Source organism: Streptomyces sp. NPDC107562 (assembly GCF_055657325.1).
In genome coordinates this window covers 19411-32854 of sequence record NZ_JBVKBE010000017.1, presented here as the reverse complement: position 1 = coordinate 32854, position 13444 = coordinate 19411, and the positions used below count along the sequence as shown (strand labels likewise).

At 70.1% G+C, this 13444-nt stretch carries 13 protein-coding genes and 1 pseudogene; 8 read left to right on the top strand and 6 right to left on the bottom strand.

The annotated features are described in order from the left end of the window. The first annotated feature begins 172 nt into the window (after positions 1-172). The 3 genes and pseudogenes from ACZ7LV_RS33440 to ACZ7LV_RS33430 form a co-directional block, all read left to right on the top strand. The gene (locus tag ACZ7LV_RS33440) at positions 173-1291 is read left to right on the top strand and encodes a hypothetical protein (RefSeq protein WP_471944980.1); all 1119 of its coding nucleotides are present in this window, start codon (positions 173-175) and stop codon (positions 1289-1291) included. 151 nt (positions 1292-1442) lie between these two features. Beyond that, a complete protein-coding gene (gene msrA / locus ACZ7LV_RS33435; protein ID WP_471944979.1) occupies positions 1443-2156 on the top strand; it encodes a peptide-methionine (S)-S-oxide reductase MsrA in 714 nt (237 codons plus the stop codon). A 144-nt stretch (positions 2157-2300) separates the two neighbouring features. Then, a pseudogene (locus tag ACZ7LV_RS33430) lies at positions 2301-2447 on the top strand (DUF4291 family protein); the annotation flags it as partial. Positions 2448-2520: 73 nt separating this feature from the next. Here ACZ7LV_RS33430 and ACZ7LV_RS33425 read toward each other — a convergent pair. Together ACZ7LV_RS33425 and ACZ7LV_RS33420 are read right to left on the bottom strand one after the other, a co-directional pair. Further along, positions 2521-3114, bottom strand: coding sequence for a DUF4291 domain-containing protein (locus tag ACZ7LV_RS33425; protein ID WP_471944978.1), 594 nt, complete (start codon positions 3112-3114; stop codon positions 2521-2523). A gap of 196 nt (positions 3115-3310) precedes the next feature. Beyond that, positions 3311-3925, bottom strand: coding sequence for a DUF3885 domain-containing protein (locus ACZ7LV_RS33420; RefSeq protein ID WP_471944976.1), 615 nt, complete (start codon positions 3923-3925; stop codon positions 3311-3313). 134 nt (positions 3926-4059) lie between these two features. Here ACZ7LV_RS33420 and ACZ7LV_RS33415 point away from each other — a divergent pair, with 134 nt between their 5' ends. Then, positions 4060-4518, top strand: a complete 459-nt coding sequence (locus ACZ7LV_RS33415) for a DUF4291 domain-containing protein (RefSeq protein ID WP_471944974.1) — start codon at positions 4060-4062, stop codon at positions 4516-4518. Between the two features lie 313 nt (positions 4519-4831). Then, positions 4832-6316, top strand: coding sequence for an alpha/beta hydrolase (locus ACZ7LV_RS33410; protein WP_471944972.1), 1485 nt, complete (start codon positions 4832-4834; stop codon positions 6314-6316). 98 nt (positions 6317-6414) lie between these two features. On the opposite strand, the gene ACZ7LV_RS33405 is transcribed toward ACZ7LV_RS33410, so the two are convergent. Beyond that, positions 6415-7218 (bottom strand): carbon-nitrogen family hydrolase, encoded by an 804-nt coding sequence (locus tag ACZ7LV_RS33405; protein ID WP_471944970.1) that lies wholly within the window; start codon positions 7216-7218, stop codon positions 6415-6417. 242 nt (positions 7219-7460) lie between these two features. Here ACZ7LV_RS33405 and ACZ7LV_RS33400 point away from each other — a divergent pair, with 242 nt between their 5' ends. Continuing rightward, positions 7461-8684, top strand: a complete 1224-nt coding sequence (locus ACZ7LV_RS33400) for an FG-GAP-like repeat-containing protein (RefSeq protein WP_471944968.1) — start codon at positions 7461-7463, stop codon at positions 8682-8684. Between the two features lie 102 nt (positions 8685-8786). Here the strand turns inward: ACZ7LV_RS33400 and ACZ7LV_RS33395 are convergent, their stop codons facing one another. From ACZ7LV_RS33395 to ACZ7LV_RS33385, 3 genes are all read right to left on the bottom strand, one after another. After that, on the bottom strand, positions 8787-9617 hold the full coding sequence (locus ACZ7LV_RS33395) for an alpha/beta fold hydrolase (protein WP_471944967.1): 831 nt from the start codon (positions 9615-9617) through the stop codon (positions 8787-8789). A 125-nt stretch (positions 9618-9742) separates the two neighbouring features. After that, positions 9743-10684: an NmrA/HSCARG family protein gene (locus ACZ7LV_RS33390; protein WP_471944965.1), complete on the bottom strand. Its 942-nt coding sequence runs from the start codon at positions 10682-10684 to the stop codon at positions 9743-9745. Positions 10685-10757: 73 nt separating this feature from the next. Next, complete coding sequence (locus tag ACZ7LV_RS33385; RefSeq protein ID WP_471944963.1) at positions 10758-11675, bottom strand: helix-turn-helix domain-containing protein; 918 nt, start codon at positions 11673-11675, stop codon at positions 10758-10760. A gap of 168 nt (positions 11676-11843) precedes the next feature. Between ACZ7LV_RS33385 and ACZ7LV_RS33380 the strand changes: the two genes are divergently transcribed. After that, positions 11844-12884, top strand: a complete 1041-nt coding sequence (locus ACZ7LV_RS33380; RefSeq protein WP_471944961.1) for an NAD(P)-dependent alcohol dehydrogenase — start codon at positions 11844-11846, stop codon at positions 12882-12884. Between the two features lie 167 nt (positions 12885-13051). After that, a complete protein-coding gene (locus ACZ7LV_RS33375) occupies positions 13052-13435 on the top strand; it encodes a VOC family protein (protein WP_471944960.1) in 384 nt (127 codons plus the stop codon). Positions 13436-13444 lie beyond the last annotated feature (9 nt).

Here is a 13444-nt window from a genome sequence, read left to right as displayed (position 1 = left end):
TAGGCGCTCGACAGGGGGTGGCGCATGGCGCGCCCGCCTCTTTCCGTGCCGCGCGAGTCGCCCGGGGCCGCTCGACCGCTGTTCCCCTGCCCGTCCGAGGCCCGCCCGGAAGTTTTCCACAGGCTGCCGAGGGGGTTGGCCAATTGTCGGCGGCGTCTGGTTCGCTTGAGACATGGAAATTCTCTGGGTCCTGTTCGCCCTGCTCATGATCGGCTTCGTGCTGGGTCCCGTCATGCTGCGCAGGCGCAGGGGGATAGAGCTGGTCAAGCCGGGCCACCCGGACGCGGCGGACCCCGCGAACTACGGGTTCGTCCTCCAGGAGGAGCTCGACATCCGCATGCCCGGCCCCGACCAGGACCTGGTGGACGTGCTGGACCTGGTGCAGCGCACGCAGGACCACCGGGCCGCCGCGCAGCTCCTCGCCGGGACGGAGGCGCGGGGCGAGCTGCGCTGGCAGCGCGTGCAGGCCTTCGCGGGTGCCGCCTCGCTGGAGCTCCAGCAGCGACCGGGCGGCGTCAGCGAGTCGCCGGGCGGCCAGTGGCTGCGCGTGTGGCGGGCGGAAGCACCCAAGGACGCGGGCGGCGCCGCCGTGCACGCCGAGTTCCTGGTCCAGCAGGCCTGGCGGACGGCGACGCCGGGCACGGACGACTTCCGGATCATCATGGAGGAGGCGAAGGCGGCATGCGGCGACGCGGCCCTGCTCGCCCCCGGTGACCCGATTCCCTACATCATCGAGCTGTCGGTGGCCCGTGGCCTCGGCTACCCGCGCGCGGAGTTCGAGCAGCTCTGGCTGAAGATCCTGGACCGCGCACCCCACCACATGGGCGCGCACCTGGCCGCGCTGCACTACTGGTGCGAGAAGTGGCACGGGTCCCGGGAGCTGGCCACCCAGTTCGCGGAGGCCGCGGCCGCCCGTGCCCCGCAGGGCTCGCTGCTCGCGGCGATGCCGCTGTTCTCGGTGTTCGAGCACCTCCCCGAGGTCAACCTGGTCGCCGGGTTCTACCAGAGCGAGGTCGTGACCAAGGCGATCCACGGCGCCCTTCACGCGGTCCACTCGGCCCACGCCGACGACCCGATGCTGGCGCACGTGCGGCATCTGCTGGTCTTCTTCCTGGTCCGCTCGGAGCGCTGGGCGGAGGCCATGAGCCAGCTGATACACATCGACGGCCACGTCGGCGCCCTGCCGTGGACGCTGTCGTCCGACCCGGCCGCCGAGTTCGCGGTGTACCGGGCGCTGGCGGTCGCTGGCTACGAGGCGAACGGCGGCAGCCCGGCGACGCTGCTGCGCTGATCGGCGACGCCGGGCGGGCGACGGGCAGGGGCGGCGGCACCCCGGCGGAATGCGGGGCGGTGTTCGAACGTTCAACAAAACACCGCCCCGTCCCGACGCCTGATGGCGCCGGCGAGGCGTGCCCCTACGCACCCCGGCAGAAGGAGCCCCCATGCTGTTCCGCCGTACGCCCGCCCTGCCCACCCCCGAGCAGGCACTGCAGGGCCGCGCGGAGCCCGCTTTCACCGTCCCCGAGCGCCACACCGTCCTCGGCAACCCGCTGCGCGGCCCCTACCCCGAGGGCCTGGAGATCGCCGACTTCGGTCTCGGCTGTTTCTGGGGCGCCGAGCGCAAGTTCTGGCAGCTGCCTGCGGGGGTCTGGACGACCCTCGTCGGCTACCAGGGCGGCCACACCGAGAACCCCACGTACGAAGAGGTCTGCTCCGGCCTGACCGGCCACACGGAGGCCGTCCGCGTGGTCTACGACCCGGACGTGATCTCGTACGACCGTCTCCTGAAGACCTTCTGGGAGGCGCACGACCCGACGCAGGGCTTCCGCCAGGGCAACGACGTCGGCACGCAGTACCGCTCGGCGATCTACACCCACACCCCCGAGCAGGCCGCGACCGCGCAGGCGTCCCGCGAGGCGTACCAGAAGGTCCTGACCGGCTCGGGCTACGACCGCATCACCACGGAAATCCTCCCGGCCGACACCCGCACCTTCTATCCGGCCGAGGGTTATCACCAGCAGTACCTCGACAAGAACCCCGCGGGCTACTGCGGAATCGGCGGGACCGGCGTCAAGCTGAGCACCCCGTTCGAGACCAACTGGGGCGCGTCCTGCCCGACGGGTGTCGCTCCGGCGCCGGAGGCCACGGGCAAGTAGCCGGTGTGCGCCCAGGTGTTCCGAGGAGGGCGACCGTGGCACCGACAAGCGCGGTGCTGCGGCGCGCCCGCCTTCCCAGCAAACAACTGAACGGCGCCCGAAAATCAGTGGCCGCCCGATCCGGCCGACCCCACGCTGTACGCCATGGAAGAACCGCAACGCGGGATCCGTGCGGCCTATGCCGAGTCCACGATCACCGTCTACCAGGCCTACTCCCCGGAGATCGGCCTGCCCGCCGTCCGCGAGGGCCGTTTCCCCTCCGCGTGGAAGCGGGACACGATGACCTGGGTCATCAGCCGCGCCCACAGACCTCTGCCGCCATGTGACCCGTGGGTGGTGCCGACGGTTGTGCCCGGACTGCCGGTCAGACACACAGGTGAGCCAGGAGTTCTGCACTGGCGGGGTATTCCTGCTCCTGGGGGAGCAGTCGGGCAGCCGAGTCCAGTTCGCCGTCCCTGACGAGTGCGTGGATCTCTTTGGCGAGCGGGGTCACGTCACTGATGGACAGGATCCACTCGTCCGCGTAACGCGCGGATGCCTCTCCCGAGAGCCCCAGTTGCAGCGAGCGGTGCGGCAGGGGACGCAGGTGCAGATCGCGTTCGGGGTCCCACTGGACGCGGGTCGGTGCGCGCTTTAGGTCACTCTGCCAGGTGGCGCGATCGGGGTGCAGTCCGCGGACGTAATGCGACAGGCAGGCACGGCGCAGCGCCCAGTCGAAGCCGTCGCGAGTGATCTCGATGGCGAGGACGGTCTCCTGACCCTCCTTCATGCCCCAGCCGGAGCGGTACATCATCCACATGAAACTGGGCTTGATCCACGTCATACGGTCAGGCTTCCACGCGGCCGAAAAGCGGCCGTCTCGGACGGCAAGCAGTCCGATCTCAGGGGAGTACGCCTGGTAGACGGTGATCGTGGAGGCCGTGTGGATCGCACGGATTCTGCGGAGCGGTTCTTCCATGGCGCACAGCGTGGACTCGGCCGGCTTAGGCGACCACCGATTTTTTTGTCCTGGGTGGCAGTGCCCAGACGATCGGCGTCCGCAGTGTCGATTGCATGGGGTGGAACCGTCTCGGAGCTGTGAGCACCACTCAACAACGTCGAGCAGCGTTCCCAGACCGCTGAGCGTCGGCCGGAGGCGGGAGTCACTGCGGTTCTCAGAGGCCGGCCGGGTGGCTCGAAAGCCAGTCTGCATGTCGGTCACGTATACGGTCACGCTCTGCGGGGGTGGCAAGGATGACGTCTGCGCCGCCGTCGTAGGGATGGTGGATATGGCGCAGTTCCGTGTCGGCGATGAAGACTTCGACGAGCGCTTCGTCCGCGACTGCTCGCAACAGCCCGTCGATGCAGCCGCGATTCCACCGGCGGTGGTCCGCGTACAGACGCGTGTGGGTGTGGAACTCCGGGTCGGGGTCATCCTGGTCCGACTCGATCCACCAGCGGATGCTGTCCGGGTGCAGTGTCGGTCGTGGCGTCGGGTAGCCCGGGGGCCCGGTCGGTGTGTCCGACCAGTCCATCGTCACCACGAACACATCAGTGTCCGCGAACAGCTCGTCGAGCATCGTGTTGTACCGGTCCAGCACGATCGCGTACTCGTCCCCGGACTTCGGGTAGCGCTTCGAACCGGGGAGGCTGTGGAAGCGAACCCAGCGATCCGCGTACCTGGTGCGAAACGTGTGAGCGACGGGAGGACCCGACGGATGCCGTTCCCTCCACAGAGCCGCCAGGAGATCAGGGTCGATGACGAAACTCCCCCGTGGCCGGAGCCACATCGATGGGACAGGAGACGCGGTCCTGTCGTGGCCGTTGATGTTCCGGTCAAGATAGTGCTGGTGGTAGCCCGCCCGCCGTGCAGAAGAGTGCAGGCGATCACCCCGACCACGGCGGATAGGTCTGTGAACGAGGCTTGACCTGGATCAAGCCGTCGTTCCTGTGGATGATGTACCGCTGCGGCTGGGGCGCCAAGGAAGGGCAGGAGACCGTGCTCGCCGTCGACATCGACCGTGACGGCTTCGAGTGGGCCCTGCGCCACGCGTGTCTTTCGAGCTATGTGCGCGGAGTGCACCCCGACCGAGCGACCTGGCAGCGTCAGTTGAAGCGCGCGCCCGCCCGCGTGCAGTGGGACCCGGAGCGGGACCTGCACCTCCAGCCGCTGCCGTACCGGTCCCTGCAACTCGGCCTCTCCGGTGAGGCCGTACGACGCTACGCGGACGAATGGACGGTCACCGTCCGCGACGTGACCCCACTCGCCCACGAGATACACGCCCACGTCCGCCGTGGTGACCTGGACTCCGCCACCCGCCTGCTGCCCCAGGAACGCACGTATCCCGCCGAGGCCGAGCTTCTGGCCCACCTGCGGGGATGACGGCGGAACCCACCCAGGACCGCGTGACTGGACAGGCTCGCCGGGACAGGCGGGTCCGGCCCGCTCGGTGTGGCGGGGGCTGGGGGATGAGCAGCGCCTTCGACCGGGACCACCCTGTCCGCGCCATGGCAGAAACCCCGCCGGCCTCTGAAACGGCGATCCGGGAGCGACCGTAAGACGCGTCGCGGTAGCCGCCGGGCCGTCGTGATGCCGGGTCGGGTTCCGCGTGGAGGGGGCCGGGGGGTATTCCCCCGGGAGGTTTCGGGAGGTGGCTGGATGTGACGCTCCGTCACTGTCCGTCAGGCTGCTGTGCATGAAGCAGATCACGAAGAGTGTCGCCCTGATCGCCGCCGCCTCCGGAGTCGTCTTCGGGCTCGTCACCCCGCTCACTGCGTCCGCCACCGGCGCGCCCGCCCCCGCGCCGCTGAAGTGGACCGAGTGCGAGGGGGCGGGACTCGACCCGCGCCAGGAGTGCGCGACCGTGTCCGTGCCGATGGACCATGCCGACCCCGGCGGCCCGAAGATCGACATCGCCGTCTCCCGGATCCGCAGCCAGAGCCCGGCCCGCCGGGGTGTGCTGCTCATGATCCCCGGCGGGCCGGGCGGGGACAGCCTCGCCCATCCTTCCGACAAGGGAGAACTGATGCCGCGGGAGGTGCGGGACGCCTACGACCTGGTCGGGTTCGCGCCGCGCGGCAACGCGCCTTCCACGCCGGTCAGTTGTGAGGTCGAAAACGGCGACCTGTCCGTGACGAGCATGCTGCCCTGGCCCGCCCCCGACGGCTCCGTCACCGGGAACATGGCCATGGGCCGGCGGCTGGGGGACGCCTGCGCCCGCAACGGCGGTGACCTGATGCGGCACATCACCACCCTCAACAACGCGCGGGACGTCGACAGCATCCGGGCCGCCCTCGGCGAGCGCAAGCTGTCCGTCTGGGGCGTCTCCTACGGCACCTACGTCGGCGCCGCCTACACCGAGCTGTTCCCGCGGCGCACCGACCGGATCGTGCTGGACAGCAGTGACAACCCCGACCCCGTGCACGCCGAGCGCGCCTGGCTGCGCGCGTTCGAGGTGGGTGTCGAGGACAACTTCCCCGAGTTCGCCAAGTGGGCCTCGCGACCCGGCAATCCGGACCGCGTCGCGGGCACCCCGGCCCGGGTGCGCTCCCGCTTCCTCGCCCTCGCCGCCCGGCTGGACCGCGAGCCGATCCCCTGGCCCGGTGCCAACCCGGCGGAGCTGAACGGCAACGTGCTGCGCCAGGCCATGCTGAACAGCCTCTACGACCCGGACGACTACCCGGTGCTGGCGAAGCTGATGCTGGCCGCCGAGCGCGGCACGCTGCCGGCCGCCGCGCCGAGGCCGCCGGAGCCGGCGCTCCAGAACTACCTGGCGGTCGGTGCGGCGACGATCTGCAACGACGCCGCCTGGCCCAGGTCGGCGTCGGTGTACGCGAACGGTGTCGCCGAGAGCCGGGCGAAGTATCCGCTCACCGCGGGCATGCCGCGCAACGCCCTGCCGTGCACCGCGTGGCCGTGGCAGCCGCGGGAGGCGCCGCTGCGGGTGACGGACCAGGGGCCGTCCAACGTTCTGATGATCCAGAACGAGCGGGACGTGGCCACGCCGTTGAGCGGTGCGCTGAAGCTGCGCGAGGCCTACGGGCGGCGGGCCGTGCTGGTGACGATGGACTCGACCGGGCATGACGCGTACCTGGGGAACGGCAACGCGTGCGGGGACGCGGTCGTGTCCCGGTATCTCGCGACCGGGAAGCGGCCGGTGAAGGACCTGTACTGCGAGTGAGCCGGCCGGCTGCCTGGAAGCCCGGGCGGCCGTGCCGCGGCACGGCCCGTGGTCACCGCACCGCTCCGCCCGCCGCACTCCCCGTCACGGCGTGCCACCTAGACCCGGTGCCCTTCCGGGGCCTCGATGGACAGGACGCGGTCGCGCAGGACGGGGAGTTCGGCGCGGATGCGGCTGACCTCGGTCATGTCGCAGTCGACCGTCACCGTCTCCGCGTCGGGTCCCGCCTCGCGCAGAACCGTTCCCCACGGGTCGGCGACGACGCTGTGTCCGGCCTGCCGCATCCCGCCGTGCGTGCCCGTCGCACAGCAGGCCAGCAGGAACACCTGCTCCTCCAACGCCCTGGTGCGGGTCAGGAGCCGCCAGTGGCCGAGCCGGGCGGCGGGCCATGCGGCAGGTACGACGATCAGCTCGGCGCCCGCGTCGAGCAGTCCCCGGAAGAGTTCGGGGAAGCGCAGGTCGTAGCAGACGGCGAGCCCGACGACCCCGAAGTCGGTGGGCACGGTGACGATGTCGTGGCCCCCTCCCATCAGGGTCGCCTCGCCGGTGTCGAAGCCGTACCGGTGGATCTTGCGGTAGTGGCCGCGCAGGTCACCGGCCGGGTCGAAGAGGAGCGCGGTGTTGTACAGCGTCCCGTCCCGGTCCCGCTCGACGAGCGACCCCGCGTGGAGCCACACCCCCGCCCCGCGGGCGGCGGCGGACATGGCCTCGGCCGTCGGCCCGTCGAGCGCCTCGGCGTCGCGGTCCCAGCCGTCGTACGACCAGGCCCCGGCCGCCCAGAGCTCCGGCAGGACCACGAGATCGTCTCCCGCTCTGTCCCGGACCAGCGAGGCCGCTCTGCGGCGGCGCTCGTCGGCCGGGTCCGACGCGTCGACGGACAGCTGTATCAGCGAGGCACGCATGGCAGTCACTTCCCGACGTGGACCGAGCCCCTGCTTCCATGGTGGCCCCGGCCCGCCGCGTCGGCCGGTCAGGCGGCCCGACGACGGCCGCGCACCGGCGGTGCGCGGGAGCCCGCCGCTGCCTTACGATCACCTCGCATGCGCCGGCCGCCACCTCGGGGACCCGCGGCGACCGCCCGGAGAATCGGCGGGCTGACGGGACGAGGATCCGGCGCGCGTCACCTGGGAGGGGAAAACCGCATATGCAGAACCGTTTCAAGCGGGGCGTGGCCACACTCGTGGGCCTCACGCTCGCCGGCGCCGGCCTGGCCGCCGTGAACGCCGCTCCGGCGGCCGCCGACTCGTACGACTGCCCGACGGGCTACTTCTGCGGGTGGACCGGCCAGAGCACCACGGGCACGATGTGGAAGACGAACAAGAACGTCGCCGACCTGGGCAGCTGGGACAACAAGATCCACTCGTACGTCAACCGCACGACGTCGATCGCCTGCGTCTACGAGGACAAGGACTACTCGCCGTGGGGCGGCTACTGGGCGCAGGAGCCGGACACGCCGGGTGAGTGGAGCAGCGGCCCGACCGCGACCACCAGCTCGATCAAGTTCGTCCGCACCGAGCGGGAGTGCAGCCAGACCGCCTACCCGCGCTGGTACTCCGAGACCTCCCCCAAGGCTCTGGGCTTCGGGGACATGAACGGCGACCGCAAGGCCGACGTGATCGCCCGCGACGAGGCCGGACGGCTGTGGTTCACGCCGGGCAACGGCACCGGCAGGCTCATCGGAGCGGGCGGCTGGAACAGCATGAACGCCCTGACCCGGCACGGCGACTTCAGCGGTGACGGCAGGGAGGACGTCCTCGCGCGGGAGGCGTCCACCGGCAAGCTGTGGCTCTACCCGGGCACCGGCACCGGCTCGCTCGGCGCCCGCAAGCTGCTCGGCTCGGGTGGCTGGAACTCCATGACCCGCGTCACCGCCTTCGGCGACCTGACCGGCGACAAGCGCTCCGACCTGGTCGCGGTCGAGAAGGCCACGGGCAAGCTGTGGCTCTACCCGGGCACCTCGACGGCCCGCCTCGGTGCCCGCAAGCTCATCGGCTCCGGCGGCTGGAACAGCATGAACGCCCTGGTCGGCATGGGGGACGTGACCGGTGACGGCCGTCCGGACCTGTACGCGCGGGAGGCGTCCACGGGCAAGCTGTGGCTCTACCCGGGCACCTCCACCGCCCGCCTCGGCGCCCGCAAGCTCATCGGCTCCGGCGGCTGGAACGCCATGGCGAACCTCTTCTCGGTGGGCGACTTCTCCGGCGACGGCCGGCCCGACCTCGCCACGGTGACCAACGAGAAGTACGTGATCGACGGCTACCCGGGCCACCTGGGCTGGCTGGTCACCTACCGGGGCCGGGACACCGGCGGCCTGCTGTCCGGCCAGCGGACCGACGGCGAGTGGTGGGGCCTGAACGGCATCTACTAGGGCTCGGGATTCACCTGTCCGGTCCGCCCGCTCCGCGCCTGCCTTGCGCAGGCGCGGAGCGGGCGGACGTCCTCGGACGAAGTCGACCGAAGCCGACCGGCGTCACGACTGGAAGAATTCCAGCATGTCCCTGTTGAGGATTTCGGCTTCGGTCGAAATCATGCCGTGCGGGAAACCCTCATATGTCATGAGGGTGCCCTTTTCCAAAAGCTTGACCGACAGGGGCGCGGCGTCCGCGTAGGGTACGACCTGGTCGTCCGTGCCGTGCATGACCAGGACCGGTACGTCGATTTTCTGGAGGTCCTCGGTGAAGTCCGTCTCGGAGAAGACCCTGATGCACTCGTAGTGCGCGTTCGCTCCGCCCATCATTCCCTGCCGGAACCAGTTCTGGATGAGTCCCTGCGACACCTTGGCGCCACTCCGGTTGAATCCGTAGAACGGGCCGGATGCGACGTCCATGTAGAACTGTGCCCGGTTCGCCGCCAGTCCGGCGCGCAACGCGTCGAAGGTCTCGACGGGCGAGCCGTCGGGGTTGGACGCGGACTTGATCATGACCGGTGGAATGGCCGAGGCGATCACCGCTTTCGCCACGCGACCGGGCTTGGCACGTGCCACGTAGCGTGTGACCTCGCCACCGCCCGTGGAGTGCCCGACATGGAAGGCGCCGCGAAGGTCCAACGCGTCGGTCAGCGCCGCCACATCCGCGGCGTAGGTGTCCATGTCGTTACCGGTCCACGTCTGGCTCGACCGACCGTGGCCGCGCCGGTCGTGCGCGATGACCCGGTACCCCTTCGACAGGAAGAACAGCATCTGGGTGTCCCAGTCGTCCGCGCTGAGGGGCCAGCCGTGATGGAACACGATCGGCTGGGCGGACTCCGGACCCCAGTCCTTGTAGAAGATGGTCGCTCCGTCACTTGTCTTCACGGTTCCCATGGTTGCCTCCCGTGTCGATCAGCGTTCTTTTCGCTCGTGCAGCAGACGCAGACTTGAGCCTGTCAGCCGGGAGGGCGTCCCACACCCCCGCTACCCCTACTCCTGAGTGCGGCGGGCGTGACTGCTCAGCGATCGCTGAACGCGTCGCGGTGGCGGTCGAGCCATTGCGCGAAGGACTGAAGTCGGGGGTTGAGGGCGCGCACCCGGCTCAGGTCCCGGTCGCCGACGAATTCGGCTTCGGCGAGCTGGTAGAAGCGGAACATGTGGGCGAACTCGTGGCTGGTGGGTTCCCCCAGGTTCCCGAATTGCTCGATGGTCATCGGACGGTAGTGCACCGTCTTTCCGAGCACCCGGGTGAATGCTTCGGCATATTGCTGCCCGGTCAGGTGCTCGCCGGCGATGCTCACCGTCTCGCCGATCGTCTCCGTGCCCCGCTGAAAGATGCCGTAGGCGGTGCGGCCGATGTCCTCGGAGGCGATACCCGCCAGTCTCTTCTGCCCCATGGGCAGGGTGAGTTCCAGCGTGCCGTCGTCGGCGCGGCGCGGACCGAGGCCGTCGAGGAACGCTTCCCAGTAGAACGTGGAACGCAGGAACGTCGTCGGGACCTGGAGGTCGCGGAAGTACTCGTCGGCGTCGTTCTTGGCATCGAAGTGCGGCACGGTGTAGTCACCCTGCAGCGCCGGCACCCCGGTGTCCGCCAAGGCCCGGCGTGTGTCCTCCAGCGTCGACCAGATGACGTGCGCCACGTCGGCGACCTCGGCCGCTTGTGCCGCGGTCGCCGCCTGGGCCTTCTCGACCTCCGCCGACATGGACTCGAAGAAGTTGGTCACCACATAGGCGCCGTACGCCCCCGCGAAGGCCGCGCGGAGCGCCTGGGGATCGTCCACCGTCGCTTGCACGACCTCAGCGCCTCGACCAGCGAGGTCCCGCGCGCCACGGGAGTCCGGGCGACGAGTGATCGCCCGGACCGCGAACGGCCCGTCCGGATCGTCCAGGACCGCCCTGACCAGGCCGCCCCCCTGTCGACCGGTTGCTCCGAGGACCGCGATGATCTTCTTGTCGCTCATGGGGGGGTTCTCCGATTCGGTCCGACCGGTCCCGGCTCGCTCCACCGGTCCCGGCTCGGTCTACGGTCTCGGCTCAGTTCGACGACGTCGACGACCCCGTCCCGGCCCGGGTCGCGTCCCTGCCCCAGCTGGCGAGGAGGCGCAGGCCCTCCGCGGCCGGGGAGCCCGGCTCCGCGTGGTAGGTGATCAAGGACTGCTCGCCGTCGTCGACCAGGCGGAAGGTCTCGAAGGACAGCGCCAGCTCACCGACGAGCGGGTGGCGGAGCCGCTTGATCCCGTGGCTCTTCTCCTTGACGTCGTGGGTGGCCCACAGCCGGCGGAATTCCGAGCTCTTGACGGAGAGCTCGCCCACCAGGGCCGACAGCCGCGGGTCGTCCGGGTGGCAGCCGGCGTCCATGCGCAGGAAGGCGACCATGTCGAAGGCCTTCTGGTCCCAGTCGACGAACAGCTCGCGGTACTCCGGCCTCAGGAACACGAGCCGCGCCCAGTTCCGCTCCTGCGCCGGCATCTCCGCCCAGTCGCCGAAGACGGCGGCCGCCATCCGGTTCCAGACCAGGATGTCCGAGCGGCGCCCGACGATGTAGGCCGGGATGCTGTCGAACGTGTCCAGCAGCTGCCACAGCGCGCCCCGCACATGCTGCGTACGCGCCGCCGGCTTCTTCTTGTGCTGCTTCGGCCTGGCCAGGTGGGTGAGGTGGGCGTGCTCGGCGTCGGTCAGCCGCAGGGCCCGGGCGATCGCGTCGAGCACCTCCCCCGACACGTTCCGCCCGTTGCCCTGCTCCAGCCGCGTGTAGTACGCCACGGACACACCGGCCAGCTGCGCCAGCTCCTCGCGGCGCAGCCCGGGGACCCTGCGGTGGCGCCCGTAGTCCGGCATCCCGACGTCCTCCGGCTTCAGCCAGGCCCGCCGGCTGCGCAGGAACTCGCTGAGCTCGGCACGCCGGTCCAGGCCGCCGCCGGGTTCGTCCACGTGCGCGGGCTGTTCTTCCATACATCCAGTATTCACGGTCGTACGCAGATGAACCTGCCCTCGTCAGTGGTAGGCACGGCGGACGTACGCAAAGCCGTGGCCTGGGTGGATGTGCCCCGGAGCGGCAGCCTGGACGAGTGCCCGGCAGAAAGCGGCCGGGCGGATCACTTCCCTAGGAGACCCCTCGGTATGACCACTGTCCCCGCGTACGCCGCCCCCACCGCCAAGGCTCCGCTGGAGCGCACCACGATCGAGCGCCGGGAGGTCGGTGAGTTCGATGTCCTGATCGACATCAAGTACGCCGGAATTTGTCACTCGGACATCCACCAGGCCCGTGAGGGCTGGGGCGAGGCCATCTTCCCGATGGTCCCCGGCCACGAGATCGCCGGCGTCGTCGCCGAGGTCGGCACCGGCGTGACCAGGTTCGCCGTCGGTGACCGGGTGGGTGTCGGCTGCATGGTCGACTCCTGCCGCGAGTGCGACAACTGCAAGGCCGGCCTGGAGCAGTACTGCGCCAAGGGCGCCGTGATGACGTACAACGGCGTCGGCAAGGACGGGCAGCCCACCTACGGCGGCTACTCGCAGAAGATCGTCGTCGACGAGAACTACGTCGTCGGCATCCCGCAGGGCATCGGCCTCGACGAGGCCGCGCCGCTGCTGTGCGCCGGCATCACCACCTACTCCCCGCTCAGGCACTGGAACGCGGGCCCCGGCAAGAAGGTCGCCGTCCTCGGCATGGGCGGCCTCGGTCACATGGCCGTCAAGCTCGCCCACGCACTCGGTGCGGAGGTGACGGTCCTCTCGCAGTCGCTGCGCAAGAGGGAGGACGGTCTGAAGATGGGCGCCGACCACTACTACGCTACCGGTGACCCGAGGACCTTCGAGGAGCTGGCGGGCACCTTCGACCTGATCGTGTCGACGGTCTCGGCCCCGCTCGACTTCGGCGCGTACCTCGCGCTGCTGCGGACCGACGGCGCGCTGGTGAACGTGGGCGCCCCCGAGGAGCCCGTCTCGCTCAACCTGTTCTCGCTGCTCAGCGGCCGCAAGACCCTCGCCGGGTCGGGCATCGGCGGCATCCAGGAGACCCAGGAGATGCTGGACTTCTGCGCCGAGCACGGTCTCGGTGCCGAGATCGAGGTGATCAGCGCCGACCAGATCAACGAGGCGTACGAGCGGGTGCTGGCGAGCGACGTCCGGTACCGGTTCGTGATCGACACCGCGACGATCTGATCGTCGCGTCCCTTCGTCGGCGGCCCGGTGGCACAGCGCTTCCGGGCCGCCGACGGCTGGGGGCCCGGCCCGGGCCTCCCGCGCGGAAGAGTCCGGCCCGGCGTGGGCGTTACAGGAGCAGACGGGACGAGTGCGCGAGCCCCGCAGGAGACCCGAGGAGGCCACCGATGACCGTGCAGCTGAACCACACCATCGTCGCCGCCCACGACAAGGAGTCCTCGGCCCGTTTCCTGGCCGACCTGCTCGGCCTGGAGGTGAGCCCGCGGTACGGGCCCTTCATGCCGGTCGAGATCCCGAACGGCGTCACCCTGGACTACATGGACACGCCGGGTGACATCGCGCCCCAGCACTACGCGTTCCTCGTCTCGGAGTCCGACTTCGACACGATCTTCGCCCGCATCGAGGAACACGGTCTGACCCACTGCGCGGACCCGCACCACTCCCGCCCCGGCACGATCAACCACAACGACGGCGGCCGCGGTACGTACTTCGAGGACCCGAACGGCCACAACATGGAGATCCTCACCCGCCCGTACGGCAGCGGCGGCTGAGGGCGGGGC